Here is a 17256-nt window from a genome sequence, read left to right on the forward strand (position 1 = left end):
TAAAGGTGCAAATATAATGCGAATTGATTTAATACAAGAATTGATTGTTTTTTAATGCCTATGAAAGACGAAAAATTCACAATTATTTTCATCTTTCAAAGCCAAACTATTTTGATCTGAAATAAGACAACAGCAATATTCCGGCCAAGAACGATAAATGTTACAGCTCATTGAGATAATCTTAAAGATAATTTTATCTCAATTTCTTCAATTACTCGTCAAATCGGATCATCCGACTGAAATTCTTTAGCCATATTTGCATTTTACAGCCTTTGGGTTTAGTTGTCTTAAACAATCAAACAGGCATCTCATTTTAACAAGTAAACTTCATTTTATTAGACACTATGAGCGACTTGATCAATGATTTTAAAGAATATCGTGAAAAAATGAACGATAAAATTCTCGGCTCAGGCAACAAAGTCATGAAGAGGATTTACAGTGTCGACACACTGGCTTACCAGAAAGGAGCCCTATCGCAACAAACCAAAGAAATGCTGGGGCTGGTTTCTTCGATGGTTTTACGTTGCGACGACTGCATCAAATATCACCTTGAAAAATGTCACGAATTAGGAATTACGAACGAGGAAATTTTTGAAGTATTTTCTATTGCAAACCTTGTTGGCGGTACGATTGTTATTCCTCATACTCGCCGGGCAGTAGAATATTGGGAAGCCTTAAACGAAAAGGCGGGAATTAATACAAACTCTTAAAAACAACGACAATGATAGCAATTAGTGCAACCGATAAAAAACTTACAGCGAGCATGGACATTCGTTTTGGACGCAGTCCGTACTTTTTATTAACCGATGGGGTTGTTACGCGTTTTATTAGTAATCCTTATTGCCTGGATGAAGGCAATGTTGCTCCCCGCGTAGTTGATTTACTTAAAAAGCAGGAAGTATCGAAACTTGTTACCGGCGAAATCGGATCGAAAGCCAAAATCCGCCTCGATGAAAAGAAAATTCAGATCATCATGCTTTCGGAAGACAAAATCAGTTTACAGCACGTGTTGAAAAAAATGAATTTATCACGCTAAATTCGTTAAGCTTCCTTTGCAGCTTCAATGTACAATTCCCGATTTAAAAAAGGGATCAAAGCCAACAGTGCAGCTTGTTGGTAGAGCGACTCCCTGGTTAAACGATCTTGTGTTAAAAGCCCAACTGCTCCGTTTTGCTGTTTGGAGTTTTGTTTCTTGAAAACAAGATCGTCGGCATCGCCCAGTTCCATTCCTTGTACAATCAATTCCCGAATTGACGGAGGCAGCTCGAATGTAGCGGTACGGGCGTGAGACTCAAAATCGTCATTTGCGATTACGATCCATGCAAAAGCGAACAAGCGATCGTTGTGCAAAGAAACGCCACCTTCAATACCGGCATAAAAGCTCGCTCCCGGGACCAATTGTCTTGCGTGCTGTGCTCGGTTTATCGCTCCCTGCAAGGTTTCATCTTCAGTCATAGGCTGATCGGATACTCCAGAAGAAACAGAAACCGGAACAACCTCCAACTCAGAATCGAAACAAGCTAAAAAGGAATTCAACACTGCGTTAACTTTAACCGGATTTTTAGACGCGACAACAATTTTCATAACAGAATAGAATCGGATTAAAAGCAATAAAACTACCTTTACTTTCCGAATCTTCAAACTAAAAACGCAAGAATGGACATCAGAAAAGCTCAACCGGAAGATGCATCTGTGATTACAGAATTTCAACTGGCCATGGCACTCGAAACAGAAAATTTAAAACTTAACAAGGAAACAGTAAGCAGCGGTGTCGAAGCTGTTTTTGCCGATCCGTCCAAAGGAAACTATTACATCACTGAAATTGAAGGGCATGTTGTTGCCTCGCTGCTCACAACTTTTGAGTGGAGCGACTGGAGAAACGGGACTGTTCTTTGGATTCAATCGGTTTACGTATTGCCCGAATTTCGGAAATTGGGAATTTATTCAAACATGTACCAACATATTCAGGAACTGGTAATGACTGACGAAAACCTCAAAGGAATTCGCTTGTATGCCGAAAAAACAAATGACACAGCCCATCTGGTTTACGAAAAATCAGGGATGAGCGCCGAACACTACCAACTATACGAGTGGCTAAAATAAAACCCCATGGAACGCAAACCATTATCACCCGAAACCCGCAAGCAACTCATTGTTGCACAACGCACCGAAATTACCGAACACCATATTTATAAACGTCTGGCAAAAAGAATCAAGGACAAAAAAAATGCTCAAGTTCTTGAGCAAATTGCCGAAGACGAATTGCGTCATTACAATATTTGGAAAAAATATACCGATCGTGAGGTCACTCCCAGCAAATGGGAAATCAAGAAATTCTATTGGATAGCACAGATTTTCGGTCTTACTTTCGGCATTAAATTGCTCGAAAAGTCGGAAGAACGGGCGCAGATCAATTATCACGAAATTGGAAAAGAAATTCCGGAAGCGATTCAAATTGGAAAAGAAGAGAATGAGCACGAAGACCGGCTAATCGCGATGATTCACGAAGAAAAGCTGGAGTACATCGGATCCATTGTTCTGGGATTAAACGACGCTTTGGTTGAAATACTGGGAACGCTTGCCGGTTTGACCTTTGCCCTTCAAAATACAAAACTGGTCGCATTAGCTGGAATCATTGCCGGAATTGCCGGTGCCCTCTCCATGTCATCCTCCGAATATTTATCCAACAAATCGGAGGGGAACAACGATGGAGCAATGAAATCGGCATTTTTCACGGGAATAGCATACCTCGTAGCGGTCGTATTCCTTGTGGCGCCTTACCTCATTTTTGTTTCTCCCTTTACAGCGTTGGGAGTAGCTGTTTTCGATTCAATATTGGTTGTTTTCTTTTATAGTTATTACATTTCGGTGGCAAACGACCAACCTTTCCGCAAACGATTTACGGAGATGGTTGTTTTAAGTACAGTGGTGGGATTAATCTCATTTGGTCTGGGCTATTTAGTTCGGGTGATGTTTGGGATCGAAGTTTAAATGAAACAAGCGAATTTCAGAAACAGGACTAGTTGTGAGTACAGAATTGATGAAAATGATCCTGGAAGGGGAACACCAGCACCAGGACTTCAAATATTGCATCAGCGATTCGAGGAAAATCGCCCGTTCGCTGGTAGCCTTCGCCAATACCGATGGCGGCAGGCTGTTGATTGGCGTTAAGGATAATGGGAATATTGCCGGCGTTCGTTCAGACGAAGAGTATTACATGATTGAGTCGGCCGCCAAGATCTTCAGCAAACCGGAAATAAACTTCAGTACCAAACAACATATTGTCAACAAAAAAGTAGTTCTCGAGATTATTGTCGAAAGAAGCCCTGATAAACCACACTTCGCCCAGGATGAACATGACAAATGGTGGGCCTATTACCGACTTGACGATGAAAATAAACTCGCCAATAAAATCATGATCGAAGTATGGAAAAAACAAAAAAGGCACAAAGGGATCCTCATTAATTATTCGGACGATGAAAAATTCCTGCTCGACTACCTTTCTCAAAATGAAAGCATCAGTCATTCAGCTTTTTCCCGAAAAGCACGAATCACGTATATCCAAGCAGAAAAAATTCTATCCGATTTTATTGTATTGGGAATTATTCAGCCCGTCTTCGGCGATAAACAAATACGCTATGCCTTAGCTGACAACTTTGATCGAGAACAGTGGGATCGGTCTGAATCGGCCTGATCAAAAATTCACACTTTTGTAATTTTTACTTCATTAGTTTACTAATTATACAATATACTTTTATCGCCACATAAAACAATTAATAATGAAAAGACTATTAACACTGGTAATCGCTCTCGCCTTTACCGGAAGTTTATTTGCACAGGAAAACTACAAAACAGTTACGAAGGAAGATTCCTTAAAAATCTACCACGGAAATATCAGCTATCCGGTAAAGAACTATGTTGATGCACCGAAGAGCAAGCGACCTAAAAACATCATTTTCATGATTGGTGATGGCATGGGAACAGCTCAATTTTATGCCGGACTTACGGCCAACCATGGCAACCTGTTTCTGAACAATTTCAAACATGTTGGCTTCTCAAGAACACAATCGGCTAACAACTACATCACGGATTCGGCAGCCGGTGGAACAGCGTTGTCAAGCGGTTATCGCACCTACAATGGAGCAATCGGCGTGGATACAGATACTGTTGCGCACTCAACAATGCTGGAAATAGCCGAAGAAAAAGGACTCGCTACAGGGCTGATCTCTACTTCTGCCATCACACATGCTACTCCGGCTTCTTTTATTGCTCATCAACCTTCGCGCAACATGTACGAAGAAATTGCCGGCGACTTTCTGAATACCGACATCGATGTGTTTATCGGTGGCGGATACAAACATTTCACCGAGCGTAAAGACGGCCGCGACCTGACTGCTGATTTAAAAATGAAGGGTTATGTTGTTTTACAGGACATGAAGGAAATTGAAAAAGTGAAATCGGGCAAACTGGTCGGATTAACTGCAGAGGAGCATAATCCGGTCGCATCGGAACGCAACAACATGCTCGTTCGTTCAACAGAAACAGCATTGAATATCCTACAGCAAAATAAGAAAGGCTACTTTATCATGATTGAAGGATCGCAAATTGACTGGGGTGGACACCAAAACAACACCAATTATGTGGTGGAAGAAATGTTGGATTTTGACCAGGCAATTGGTAAAGCCCTTGAATTTGCAGCTAAGGACGGCGAAACTTTGATTGTGATTACAGCTGACCACGAGACCGGAGGAATGGCTCTTACCGGTGGCAATATGAAAACCGGCATGGTACAAGGCTCGTTTATTTACGGACATCACACAGGAGTGATGGTACCTGTATTTGCTTTTGGCCCCGGTGCCGATCAATTTACAGGAATCATGAAAAATGAAGATATCGGTAAAAAACTGATTAGCTTCATCACGAATAAAAAGTAAGATCCTCTGTTTGCTGATGAGCAAACAATAATTGAACTGATCGCTAATTTATAAGCGATACAAATACCTTCCCATTTGGCCGAACAGAAAAACTGTTTGGCCATTTTTTTATAATTTTGCCGCTCAAATCGCTGCTGAATGTATTACACAACCATCATTATACTGGCCATGGGATTATCGGTTGATTCGTTTGCCGTATCTGTCACCAGTGGTCTAAGTCTTCCTAAAATTCGTTTTTTCGAAGCCGCCAAACTGGCTTTCTTGTTAGCCCTTTTTCAAGCGATGATGCCGGTTTTAGGTTGGTTGATTGAAAATAGCATCAAACAATGGATTGAGCCGATTGATCATTGGATTGCATTTGGAATGCTGTCGCTGATCGGAACCAAAATGATTTTGGAAAATCTGAAAGAAAAGCAAGAGAAAAAGATTCTGGATCCGATGATCTTCAAAGTCGCGGTGGTCCTTGCCTTTGCCACCAGTATTGACGCGATGGCTGTTGGGTTCAGTATGGCATTGATTATGGACCGAATTACACCTGCAGTCATCATTATTGGCAGTGTCACCTTTACCGCTTCGATGCTCGGAATATTAATTGGAAAGAAGACTGGTCCCCGTGTTTCGAAATATGCTGAAATTATTGGCGGTCTTGTATTAATTACTATCGGGATAAAAATACTGCTTGAACATCTAATGGCTTCTTGATACATTTACGGGCTTTTAAAAGAATCCTTTCATGTATTTTGAAGTTGGAAATTATTTGTTCAGTGGCCTTAGTTTCTTTTTAGCTTTCTCCGGAATTGCGGGAATATTAATTAGCCTTTATATTTTTAAATTCAGGGAATCGCCAGGTATCGTCTATTTATCGCTACTGCAGTTGTCCACTGCCGTCTGGACCATTTTCTATTTTCTTGAATATTCAGCGAACGACCTTTCAACCAGACTATTTTGGTCTAAGTTTTCGTACGTTGGAATTGCGTCCATCCCTGTGTGGTTTTACCTGTTCTCCATCAATTTCGCATCCCGGCAGAAAAAAGCGACTTCTAGATTTTGGCTGCCGCTAATTATTGTCGCACTAGTCTTTATCGGGATTGTTTTCACAAATGACTCCCATCATCTGCATTGGCGTTCTGCCAGCATCGATTGGAAGAACCACACCACAATTTATCGCTACGGACCAGTATTCTGGCTTATTTTCCTGTTCATCTACTCCTTTTTGGCATTGGGTATCTTAAACATTTTGAAACTGATCAGGCGATATTCCAACCAAATACACGGTTCAATTTGGTTAATGATTATAGCGTGTTTAATCCCTGTTTTTGGTAACGTCATGTATGTTTTCAAACTAAACCCCATTCCCGGATTCGACTGGACACCAAGCTCCTTTTTCGCCACAGGAACAATCCTGGCTTATATCAACATCCGCTTTGGATCGATTGATCTGGTTCCGTTTGCCAGGCAAAAATTAATTGATGTCATGGATGATGGCTTTCTGCTTTTAGACGTTAACAGCCGTGTTGCCGACATAAACTCCTCCTTACTTACGCTAATCCAGCAACCGAGGGACCAGGTGGTTGGGAGACATATTTCGGAAGTTTTGCCCGAGCGGGAAGATTTAATCGAGCAAATAGCATTGAACAAAGAGATATCACACATTGAAGTCACAACGAAGCGTAGTGCCGAGAAAAAAATCCTGGATTTGCGCGCCACATTACTCTACGACAAGTACAATCTACTCAGTGGACAACTGATTATTTTGCGGGATATTACAACCCTAAAGAACCATGAAGCAACCATTTTGGCGACTAATTCCAAACTTAAGGTTGAAATCTCGGAGAATGAAAAACTGATTGAAGATCTGGACAATTTCGCCCATACTGTTGCTCACGACCTAAAAAATTCCATTGGCGCGGTGATTTCTCTTTCAGAGTTGATTGATCAGGAAATGAATGAACAGTCCTACGACTCGGTGAAAACATTCAACGACGTTATCCACACTTCGGCCAGCAAAACGCTTTACATTATGGAGGAGTTGCTAACAATGTCAACCATCCGTCAGCAGGATATTCAAAAGGAACCTGTTGACATGCGCCTGGTAATTGATGAGTCATTGAAAAGACTTTCGGATCTGATACAGTCAAGTAACACGAGCATTATCAAACCCGACAGATGGCCGGTTATTCAGGCCATTCCCTCCTGGGCCGAAGAGATTTGGGTGAATTTTATCAGCAACGCGATTAAATATGGTGGAGCCCCGCCGGTTATCAAACTAGGCGTTGAACAGTACTACAGCGAGGGCAAAATCAAGTTTTGGATCAAAGACAATGGCAACGGGCTGTCCAAAACCGATCAGAAAAAATTGTTTACAGAATTCACCCGGCTCGAAGCCAGCAAAATTCAGGGAACAGGCTTGGGCTTATCCATTGTGAATCGCATTGTCGAAAAGCTTGGTGGCGAAGTTGGCGTTTTTAGCGATGCGATTCCCGACGAAGGTTGTCTTTTTTACTTTATCCTACCCATCAAATAGCCAAAACCGGTTATCGGCTTCCTCTGCCTTTTCTGAATTTCTTCGTTTTAGACAAATGCTTCGGAGCATTCGTTGGCTTATTCCTACTTTCTCCCGGACGACGTTTTTTCTCATGAAAGGCTCCCTGGAAAGTTGGATCTTCTAACTTCTTCTGGCGGTCAATTTCACGCAACTGCTCCTGATTCTCCGGTTTCGGTGTTGGTGGAATCTCAACCTCTGCTGGAATTTCCTTCATCGGAATTTCCATCCGAATAACTTTTTCAATCTTACGCAGATGATATTCCTCTGCTGGGTTGACCAACGTAATGGCTTCACCAATATTATTAGCCCGAGCAGTTCGTCCAATACGATGCACATAGTCCTCGTAGCGCTGTGGCAAATCAAAATTGATCACATGAGAGATCATGCTGACATCCAAACCGCGAGCCGAAACATCTGTTGAAATCAAAATCCGGATATCACCGTCCTTAAAAGCATTGATGGCATTGATCCGGGTATTCTGTCCTTTATTGGAATGCAGAATCCGCTTTTGGCCTTCTGCTTTACGCTTTATAATTTTGTAGACACTTTCCGCATTCTCCTTCGTCCGAACAAAAATGATTACCCGGCTAAAGGTCTCTTCATCGAGTAGTAAATATTGAAGGAGATTCAGCTTCGTTTTAAAATTCGGTACTTTATAATAACACTGTTGGACTAATTGTGCTGGTGTTGCTGATGGTGCTATCTCAATACGTTCCGGAAAATCGAGAAACTCATGACTCATTTCTTCCACGCTCTCATTGAAAGTAGCAGAAAAAAGCAGGTTCTGTCGTTTAACCGGGATAATTTCCAATAATTGACGAATCTGAGGCATAAATCCCATATCCAGCATTCGGTCAGCTTCGTCAATCACCAACGTTTTCAATTTCTTAAGCGAAACAGCACCGGCCTTATACAAATCCCACAAACGTCCGGGAGTGGCAACTAAAATGTCTATGCCCGGTTTTATCATGTCGGCGTGTTTAGTCCAGCCTATTCCACCATATACCGCAGCATGCCGGATGTTGCTATAGGTTGTCAGCTCTTCAATATCTTCGCCCACCTGAATGGATAGTTCACGGGTAGGCACCAGAATCAGCACCCGAGGATCTTCGCCTTCAGCCTTTACAAGCTTTGCAAAAATCGGAAGCAAATAAGCTGCCGTTTTCCCGGTACCGGTTTGTGCGATACCCAACACATCCAAACCTGACCGAATGATTGGGATTGCCTGCTCCTGAATCGGAGTTGGTTTTTCAAAACCAATCTCTTCCAGGGCCTTTAAAATTGATTTATTGATCTTTAATTCTTCGAAAGTTGCCATGCCGCAAAGATATACGCAAAAAACGACATCCGAAACTACCTGTTAATTCAATCGATACATCTTCCCGGGTAAGCTGGCCACCAGACCGTTAAACTCCAGTCCCAGAAGTAAAGCAGATACTTTACCCATGGGCATGTGCAGTTCCTGGCACAATTGATCGATGTAAACCGGGCTTTCAGAGAGGGCATCCATCACTTTTTGCTCTTCGCCTGAGAGACTTACAAATAATTGTTTTTGGATTTTCTGCGATGATTTTGCTTGATTTTGCCACCCCATAAAATATTCCAGATCGTCGAGATTTTGAATCAGGCAGGCCTTATTTTGTTTGATAAGCGTGTTGCACCCCTTCGAATAAATATCCGAATTTCGCCCCGGAACAGCAAATACATCACGATTGTACGAACCTGCGATATCGGCGGTCACCAGTGCCCCGCCCTTCTCAGCAGATTCAACCACGATGGTTGCATCAGTCAGTCCGGCGATTATTCGGTTCCGTCGTAAAAAATTTTGTCGTTCAATCGAGCTTTCACTAATAAAATCTGTAATCACCCCGCCGGATACCAACATTCTCTCTGCCAGCGAACGGTGAAGGGACGGATAAATCCGATCCAGACCATGAGCCAGGACGCCCCAGGTTGACACGCCATGCTGCAAACACGCTTTATGCGCGGCCGAATCAATCCCGTAAGCCAAGCCGCTGACAACCGTATAGCTATTCCGTGTGGCCATTTCACTGATTAACTCATCACAGACCTTCTTACCGTAATCCGTTGCGTTGCGCGTTCCAACAATCGCAACCAGCTTTTCGGCATTCCAATTAATATTTCCCATTGAAAATAAAACCAAAGGTGCGTCGACACAGCTCTTCAACCTTGTCGGGTAATCATCGTCCAAATAAAAATAAGTTTGAATTTTGTGTTTGGTCAAAAAGGGAAGCTCTTGTTTTCCGCGTTCCAGATCGCGGTTCTCCACAATACTCCGGGCTAAAACTGGTCCGATCCCCGGCACTTTTCGGAAATGACTTTCTTTGGCTTCGAAAACAGCCTCGACACTGCCCATATAAGCAATCAAACTTTTGGCATTGATACAGCCAATTCCGGGAATCAATGAAAGTGCAATGTGATAGGGTAGTTGTTCTATACGGGCCATCGAAAAAGGTTTATTTCAATTTAAACCTTTCCGGCTGAATACGCAAGTCTCAGTCTTTTTTCATCAGGGAATTCAAATCATGTTCAATGAGCGAGATTTCTTCTTTGGTCAAGCCCACCAAGCTTACTTCCGGATATTCAGCAATCCCTTTGCTTGTTTTTATGGCCACATACAAGTCCGAAAAAGCCATCATCCGTTTTACTTTGGCAAAATACAGCAGGCTTTTATCGAACTCAATCGAGCTGTATTCTTTCCCGAAAAAAGCGATCACCGGATAATAACGAATGAGAATCTTAGCGCCATCGGAACTGTAATAAATGTAATTGATATTGACAAACTGAACTCCGATAATACCCAAAATAAGCACAGCTCCACTAATCAACGCGCCGGTATTGTTTTCTTTCCAAACAAAAAATAGTGTAATCAGCAACAAAATAACCATACTAAAATTAAAAGTCCGCTTAATCGTTGTCGTTCTCTTTTTGTTTGAAATTTCCATTTTACTACTGAATTGTAAATAATTACCCCTTGTGAGTTTAAAATTCTCAGGGCTCTCATTTTTTTTTAACTTTGCGAGCACCAAAAAAACAGGTGATGACTGCATCAAATATACATTCGAATATCATCTTTTCCCAACAGATTGAAACGGAACTGGAAAATATCATCAGCAGTTTCGCAAGCGGGAAAGTATTCTTACTAACGGAGGAAACACCGGCAAAGTTGTGTTTGCCGTTAATTCAATCTTTAATCGACAAATTCCAGATTAGAACCATCAAAATCAAGGGTGGCGAAACTCACAAATCAATCCGGTCTGTTGAACAGGTTTGGGAGGTTTTATCAAAATTCGGTGCCGACCGCAAATCGCTACTCATCAATATTGGTGGTGGTATGCTGACCGATTTGGGTGGATTCGCGGCTTCAACCTTTAAAAGGGGAATGGCTTTCGTGAATATCCCAACCACTTTGCTCGCCCAGGTTGATGCATCGCTGGGAGGGAAAACCGGAATCAATTTTAATGGTTTAAAGAATGAAATCGGCGTCTTCAACGAACCGGACGCGGTAATCATCAACACCAATTTTCTGAAAACCATCGATTACGAAAACTTCCTTTCTGGTTATGCTGAAATGCTGAAACACGGGCTGATAAAAAGTCCGGAGCATTGGGCCGAATTAATGGTATACGATCTGAATCATATTGATTACGAATCGTTACAGGAAATAATTGCTCATTCGGTTGCTGTGAAAGAGTGGCATGTTGAGAATGACCTGACCGAAAAAAATATCCGCAAAGCATTGAATTTCGGACACACCGTTGGCCATGCTTTTGAAAGTTACGCCCTGCACGAAGGCAAACCTATTCTGCACGGTTTTGCCGTTGTCTACGGGATGATTGCCGAGCTGTTTCTGTCGGCAAAAAAATGTGGATTCAATGCGGAATTACTTCAATCTGTTTCGGCATGGCTATTAAACAAATATGGCAAATTCGACATCACACCATCCGATTACGGAGCACTGTACGAATTAATGACGCACGATAAAAAGAACGAAGGTACCCGTATTAATTTCACCCTGATTTCGAAAATCGGACAGGTTGAAATCAACCAGGACTGCTCAAAAGAACTGATCTTTGAAGCGCTGGATTACTACCGACAATTGAGTGTATAGCAATTTTTGACTTTGACTAATTATGAAATTTCAAGTTTCCAAATCAGATAAAAAGGTTTACGGCACGATTAATTTGCCGGCCTCAAAAAGTATTGCCAACCGGGCATTAATTATCCACTCACTGAGTTACAGTCCATACGAGATTAAAAACCTGTCGGATAGTGACGATACCAAGGTGATGAAGAAGGTGATGGAATCGAACACCAACTTGTTCGATATCGGCCACGCCGGTACAGCGATGCGTTTCCTGACTGCCTTTCTTTCTCAGATTGTTGGGGAGTGGATCATCACCGGTTCTGACCGGATGAAACAACGTCCGATCAAAGTGCTAGTGGACGCGTTGAACGAATTGGGCGCCAAAATTGAATACGTTGAAAACGAAGGCTACCCGCCCCTGCGCATTTTTGGTTCACATCTGAAAGGCAAGGTTTTGGAGCTCGATGGCAGTATCAGCAGTCAATATATTTCTGCTTTGTTAATGATTGCTCCGACGCTGGAAGATGGCTTAACCATCCGGTTGAAAAACAAAATAACTTCTCGCTCATACATTGAAATGACCCTGAACCTGATGAAACAATTCGGGGTTACAGCTCATTTCAAAGGCAACGAGATCCGCATCGCACAGCAACAATATAAACCTATTGAATTTACCTGCGAAGGTGACTGGTCGGGCGCATCGTACTGGTACGAGATTTTAGCCTTAGCCGATGAAGGTGAAGTAAAATTGCCCAACCTGCACCTGATGAGCTTGCAGGGAGATTGCGCTATTGCTCCATGGTTTAAACCTTTTGGAGTTGAAAGTGAAGCCACCGCCGATGGCATTACCATTCGTAAAACAGCCAATATTCAGCCAAAAAAGTTGAACCTGGATTTCCTCGAAAACCCGGATATTGCACAAACGATGGCGGTTCTGTGTGTGATGAAAAAAGTTCCTTTCCACTTTACAGGCCTGGAAACCTTGAAAATTAAGGAAACCAACCGTATTGCAGCCCTGCAAAATGAGCTCTCTAAATTTGGCGCTCAGCTGGAAGAGCCACAGCATGGTGAATTGGCTTGGGACGGAACGTTCCCATTCAATAAGCAAGACGTTCCATTCATTTCAACCTATCACGATCATCGCATGGCACTGGCTTTTGCTCCAGCGGCTTTCTTTGGAAAAGTTGAAATTGACGACCCAATGGTTGTTACCAAATCATATCCGGCCTATTACGAAGATTTAAAATTGGTTGGTTTTGATGTTTCAGAAGGCTAGATTTAATCGACAACATATTATAAAAAAAGCGGATGACTTTCAGCTTGAAAGTCATCCGCCTTTTTATGTGCAAAATCACGTCGCTATGAATTTTAATTAACGGAACCACGTCTGATCTTCGATATGTGAACAGTTCGAAAACTGAATCTGATCACTTTGTCGTCCCTCAATCTTCAAGTCTATTTTTCTTGCAGGCGTATTGAAATCAATATTCTCGAAACGGAGATTTCCGGCATCTACAAATTCAAGAATACTGTCATTCGAATTTAATCGCATATTCTTAAATGTTCCTCCCTGCAAATCACAGGCATAAAAAAAATTGCTGCAATTAGCCACGACATTTTCTATGTTCAAGTCCTCAAGCGGAGATTCCGGAATTCCGAAAACCTTTACAAGGTGAGTACAATTTTCAATTAAAATATCTTTCGCTTGAATGTTCTTATATTTGGGCGTCAACTCGTTCACATCTCTTGCTGGTAATCTTTCGGCCAACGCTCCAACATACAAGGAGTCGCCAAGCATGTCCCACTTAAACGCGGTTGCTCTTAAATTCATCCGAATACGCTCGTAGATCAGGTTTTCACCCCCGCCACCACGGGGTCTGCGCGTTTTAAAACGAATTCCCACTTCCGTATCATCAAAAACACAATCGTGAATATACAGGTTTCTGATTACCCCGGCAGTTTCACTTCCAACGGTAATGCCTCCATGTCCTTCCTTCGCCAGACAATAACGCACCACGACGTTCTCCGTTGGTTTATTCACGCGCAAACCGTCATAACCTCGCCCGGCTTTCATCGTGAAACAATCGTCACCACAACTCAATGTAACGTATTCTATCAGTACATTTCGACTCGATTCAATGTCGATGCCGTCGCCCCTCGGTACTCCAACTGAATTCACATTGATCCCGCGGATAATTACATGATCGCAATAAATTGGGACGACATTCCAGAAAGCTGTATTCTCCAGGGAGACACCTTCAATATATACATTGGTACAATTAATGGGTGAAATAAACATGGGTGGAAAAATCGTTCCTGATTCCTGATTTCCATCGAACATGCGTTCCCCGATTGGGGTACTTGCTTCAATTACATTTTCGATTACCCCGGAACGATCAATTCGATCGCGAATATCTCCACCAGTCGGACCTATTAATTTTCCACGACCGGTCACTGCAATATTATCCTGATGGTTGGCATAAATACAAGCGCCAAGTGACATCACATCCACTCCTTCGATGCGGGTAAAAACTGCGGGTTGAAAATCCTTCACCAAGCCACTAAATCGCAGGATACTTCCTTCCGGAATATGAAGATTAACGTTCGATTTGAGCTCAACGCGTCCGGTCAGCCACTCACCGGTAGGGATTTCGACCACCCCTCCCCCGTTCGAAGACAAATCAGCAATTGCCTTATTAATGATAGTTGAATTGACCTTTTCCAACGAAAGTTCCACCCGGATGGTATCTTGCTGAAATACGGGCTTTATAAACTGCACTGTTTCAAATGGCGCGTCAACCGCTGCGATCTCCTCGGGCAGATTCGTATGTCCAACGTCACTCAGTGTTGGAATTTTAGCCAAAGTCCATCCGGCACTGTTTTTCTTAACATTTATACATGCCGAAAGTGAAAATACGACTGTGGCTATAAGCAAGTAATAATTTCGTTTCATAATTTATTAAAGTCGATATTTGATAGTCTCTCGCAAAACTAATCAACTTTTCAATCCCATGAAAACGTTTACATTCTTAAATCCGGGAAAATCAACTTGCTGGCAACTCGAATTAATAAAATAGTTGATGTGTAGAGACTTCGGTGATTTACCTTTTTTCCTTAAAAAATGCGGTCATCAGATCAGCACAATCGTCGCCCATCACTCCCGAAACAACTTCCGTTTTCGGGTGAAGACCTTTCGGTGCAAATTTTGAAAAGCCCCTTTTATCGTCAGTTGCACCATAAACCAACTTGCCTAATTGCGCCCAGCCTAAAGCTCCGGCACACATTACACATGGTTCCAGTGTCACATACAAAGTACATTCGTTCAGGTATTTCCCACCCAATAAGTTGGCAGCTGCGGTAACAGCCTGCATCTCGGCGTGAGCAGTAACATCGGTCAACGTTTCAGTAAGATTGTGCGCCCGGGCAATGATCCGGTTATTGGCAACAACAACGGCTCCTACCGGAACTTCACCTTTCTCATAAGCTTGTTGTGCTTCCTGAAACGCACGTTTCATAAAATAGACATCATCAAAGGGCTGCATGCGTCAAATCAATTCAATATTAATGACAAACCTACCAATTTAATTGCTAAAATCTGCTTATTTTTGCAGGCAAACAAAAAAGAATCAAGCAATATGTACAGAACGCACACCTGTGGTGAACTTCGACTGGAACACCAGGGAAAAGAGACTACTCTGGCTGGCTGGGTGCAGCGAAAACGTGAATTAGGCGGAATGACCTTTGTGGACTTACGCGACCGTTTTGGCATCACTCAGTTGGTTTTCAATGAAAATTCGTCTAACGAGTTGAAAGAAAATGTCAAAAAACTGGGTCGTGAATTTGTCATTCAGGTTGTTGGTACCGTCCTCGAACGAAGCAGCAAAAATAAAAACATCCCAACCGGGGACATTGAAATTGAAGTAAGCAAACTAACCATATTGAGCACGTCCGCCGTACCTCCTTTCACGATTGAAGATGAAAGTGACGGTGGAGATGATATTCGGATGAAATACCGTTACCTGGATTTGCGACGGAACCCGGTTCGCGAAAACCTCATTTTGCGGTCGAAAATGGCTCATGAAATTCGTTCATTCCTGAATGACCGCGAATTTATTGAAACAGAAACACCTGTTTTAATGAAGTCGACTCCGGAAGGTGCCCGCGACTTTGTGGTTCCATCCCGCATGAACCCAGGCGAGTTTTATGCCCTTCCGCAATCACCACAAATCTTCAAACAATTGCTGATGGTAGCCGGTTTCGACCGCTATTACCAAATTGTAAAATGTTTCCGCGATGAAGATTTACGGGCCGATCGTCAACCTGAATTCACCCAAATCGACTGCGAAATGTCGTTTGTGGAGCAAGAAGATGTATTGAACTTGTTTGAAGGCATGACGAAGCATCTCTTCAAAAACACAAAAAATATTGATGTTGACGATTTCGTTCGGATGCCTTATGCTGAAGCGATGGCAAAATACGGATCAGACAAACCGGACATTCGTTTCGAGATGCTAATTAATGACATCAGTGAGGATGTAAAAGGAAAAGACTTTAAAGTTTTTGACGAAGCTGAATTTGTTGGTGCAATTTGTGCCAAAGGATGTAGCGAATATACCCGCAAACAACTGGACGCCTTGACCAATTGGGTGAAACGCCCGCAAATTGGTGCCAAAGGCATGGTGTACCTGAAATACAATACTGATGGCAGCCTCAAGTCATCTGTCGATAAATTCTACGGTGAAGAAGACCTGCAAAAGTGGGTTGACACCTGTGGAGCCGAAGCGGGCGACTTGATTTTGGTTCTCTCAGGCGACCAGGAAAAAACCTTAAAAGCACTGGGCGAATTACGTTTGGAAATGGCTAACCAGTTAGGATTGCGTGACAAAGACACCTTTAAACCGTTGTGGGTAGTCGATTTTCCATTGTTGGAATGGGATGAGGAAAGCCAACGCTATTACGCGATGCACCACCCATTTACAGCTCCAAAACCGGAAGATATCCCCTTGTTAGAAACCGATCCGGGCAAAGTACGCGCCAATGCGTACGACCTGGTCATTAACGGTGTCGAAATTGGTGGAGGGTCTGTTCGTATTTTTAACTCCGAACTTCAATCTAAAATGTTCGATTTGCTGGGCTTCACGAAAGAATCAGCCGAAGCGCAATTCGGCTTCCTAATGAGCGCCTTTAAATACGGAGCACCACCGCATGCCGGTATCGCATTCGGCTTCGATCGTTTGGTCTCCTTATTCGCAGGATTAGACAGTATTCGCGACACCATTGCTTTCCCGAAGAACAATTCCGGAAGAGACGTAATGAACGATGCTCCCTCGCCAATTGCTGATGCACAATTAGACGAATTGCAGATCAAAATAGACTTAAAGGAGACCAAATAATGGTCTGCCAACCAGGATTGAAACCTTGGTAACAATAAGACATAAAAGGGCTTTAACTTCCGGGTTAAAGCCCTTTTCGTATATCCCAATTGACATACTGCAAGGACTCGGAAAGCGATCAATAAGTCACCGCAAGAGAAAGGTCGGGTTCTCCGACCGAAAAGGTCACGACCTTTTAGCAAAACGCTCCCTACCTTTTTAGTAAAAGGTAGGGAGCGTTTTTTAATATCCTCCCGTTGTTCTTTTTTAAAGCCGCGTATCTCTTCAATGAGTCGT

At 42.6% G+C, this 17256-nt stretch carries 17 protein-coding genes; 11 read left to right on the forward strand and 6 right to left on the reverse strand.

Annotated features, from left to right (window positions below; translation table 11 throughout):
• The first annotated feature begins 344 nt into the window (after positions 1-344).
• The gene (locus GJV22_RS20715; RefSeq protein WP_163718267.1) at positions 345-710 is read left to right on the forward strand and encodes a carboxymuconolactone decarboxylase family protein; all 366 of its coding nucleotides are present in this window, start codon (positions 345-347) and stop codon (positions 708-710) included.
• Positions 711-721: 11 nt separating this feature from the next.
• Complete coding sequence (locus GJV22_RS20720; RefSeq protein WP_163718269.1) at positions 722-1036, forward strand: NifB/NifX family molybdenum-iron cluster-binding protein; 315 nt, start codon at positions 722-724, stop codon at positions 1034-1036.
• A 5-nt stretch (positions 1037-1041) separates the two neighbouring features.
• Here GJV22_RS20720 and yjjX read toward each other — a convergent pair whose 3' ends face one another.
• The gene (yjjX, locus tag GJV22_RS20725; protein ID WP_163718270.1) at positions 1042-1584 is read right to left on the reverse strand and encodes an inosine/xanthosine triphosphatase; all 543 of its coding nucleotides are present in this window, start codon (positions 1582-1584) and stop codon (positions 1042-1044) included.
• A gap of 72 nt (positions 1585-1656) precedes the next feature.
• On the opposite strand from yjjX, the gene GJV22_RS20730 reads away from it, so the two are divergent.
• From GJV22_RS20730 to GJV22_RS20755, 6 genes are all read left to right on the forward strand, one after another.
• Positions 1657-2103 carry a GNAT family N-acetyltransferase gene (locus tag GJV22_RS20730; protein ID WP_163718272.1) on the forward strand — a complete coding sequence of 149 codons (447 nt, stop codon included), beginning with the start codon at positions 1657-1659 and terminating at the stop codon, positions 2101-2103.
• A 6-nt stretch (positions 2104-2109) separates the two neighbouring features.
• Positions 2110-2991 carry a VIT1/CCC1 transporter family protein gene (locus tag GJV22_RS20735; RefSeq protein ID WP_163718273.1) on the forward strand — a complete coding sequence of 294 codons (882 nt, stop codon included), beginning with the start codon at positions 2110-2112 and terminating at the stop codon, positions 2989-2991.
• 34 nt (positions 2992-3025) lie between these two features.
• Positions 3026-3694 carry an AlbA family DNA-binding domain-containing protein gene (locus GJV22_RS20740; protein ID WP_238480368.1) on the forward strand — a complete coding sequence of 223 codons (669 nt, stop codon included), beginning with the start codon at positions 3026-3028 and terminating at the stop codon, positions 3692-3694.
• Between the two features lie 85 nt (positions 3695-3779).
• Positions 3780-4934 (forward strand): alkaline phosphatase, encoded by a 1155-nt coding sequence (locus GJV22_RS20745; protein ID WP_163718275.1) that lies wholly within the window; start codon positions 3780-3782, stop codon positions 4932-4934.
• A 138-nt stretch (positions 4935-5072) separates the two neighbouring features.
• Positions 5073-5636 carry a manganese efflux pump MntP gene (locus GJV22_RS20750; RefSeq protein WP_163718277.1) on the forward strand — a complete coding sequence of 188 codons (564 nt, stop codon included), beginning with the start codon at positions 5073-5075 and terminating at the stop codon, positions 5634-5636.
• Positions 5637-5667: 31 nt separating this feature from the next.
• On the forward strand, positions 5668-7458 hold the full coding sequence (locus tag GJV22_RS20755) for a histidine kinase N-terminal 7TM domain-containing protein (RefSeq protein WP_163718279.1): 1791 nt from the start codon (positions 5668-5670) through the stop codon (positions 7456-7458).
• A 10-nt stretch (positions 7459-7468) separates the two neighbouring features.
• Here the strand turns inward: GJV22_RS20755 and GJV22_RS20760 are convergent, their stop codons facing one another.
• The 3 genes from GJV22_RS20760 to GJV22_RS20770 are packed head-to-tail and all read right to left on the reverse strand — an operon-like array spanning position 7469 to position 10445.
• Positions 7469-8797, reverse strand: coding sequence for a DEAD/DEAH box helicase (locus tag GJV22_RS20760; RefSeq protein WP_163718281.1), 1329 nt, complete (start codon positions 8795-8797; stop codon positions 7469-7471).
• A gap of 42 nt (positions 8798-8839) precedes the next feature.
• A complete protein-coding gene (dprA, locus tag GJV22_RS20765) occupies positions 8840-9946 on the reverse strand; it encodes a DNA-processing protein DprA (RefSeq protein ID WP_163718283.1) in 1107 nt (368 codons plus the stop codon).
• 49 nt (positions 9947-9995) lie between these two features.
• Positions 9996-10445: a hypothetical protein gene (locus GJV22_RS20770; RefSeq protein WP_163718285.1), complete on the reverse strand. Its 450-nt coding sequence runs from the start codon at positions 10443-10445 to the stop codon at positions 9996-9998.
• A 95-nt stretch (positions 10446-10540) separates the two neighbouring features.
• On the opposite strand from GJV22_RS20770, the gene aroB reads away from it, so the two are divergent.
• Both aroB and GJV22_RS20780 read left to right on the forward strand, forming a co-directional pair.
• Complete coding sequence (gene aroB / locus GJV22_RS20775) at positions 10541-11611, forward strand: 3-dehydroquinate synthase (protein WP_163718287.1); 1071 nt, start codon at positions 10541-10543, stop codon at positions 11609-11611.
• A gap of 22 nt (positions 11612-11633) precedes the next feature.
• On the forward strand, positions 11634-12863 hold the full coding sequence (locus GJV22_RS20780) for a 3-phosphoshikimate 1-carboxyvinyltransferase (protein ID WP_163718289.1): 1230 nt from the start codon (positions 11634-11636) through the stop codon (positions 12861-12863).
• Between the two features lie 96 nt (positions 12864-12959).
• Here the strand turns inward: GJV22_RS20780 and GJV22_RS20785 are convergent, their stop codons facing one another.
• Positions 12960-14540 carry a glycoside hydrolase family 28 protein gene (locus tag GJV22_RS20785; protein WP_163718291.1) on the reverse strand — a complete coding sequence of 527 codons (1581 nt, stop codon included), beginning with the start codon at positions 14538-14540 and terminating at the stop codon, positions 12960-12962.
• A gap of 148 nt (positions 14541-14688) precedes the next feature.
• Positions 14689-15129: a nucleoside deaminase gene (locus GJV22_RS20790; protein ID WP_163718293.1), complete on the reverse strand. Its 441-nt coding sequence runs from the start codon at positions 15127-15129 to the stop codon at positions 14689-14691.
• Positions 15130-15222: 93 nt separating this feature from the next.
• Between GJV22_RS20790 and aspS the strand changes: the two genes are divergently transcribed.
• Positions 15223-16980 (forward strand): aspartate--tRNA ligase, encoded by a 1758-nt coding sequence (gene aspS / locus GJV22_RS20795; RefSeq protein ID WP_163718296.1) that lies wholly within the window; start codon positions 15223-15225, stop codon positions 16978-16980.
• Positions 16981-17256 lie beyond the last annotated feature (276 nt).

Origin of the sequence: Mangrovibacterium lignilyticum (assembly GCF_010882175.1) — a bacterium.
GTDB lineage: Bacteria > Bacteroidota > Bacteroidia > Bacteroidales > Prolixibacteraceae > Mangrovibacterium > Mangrovibacterium lignilyticum.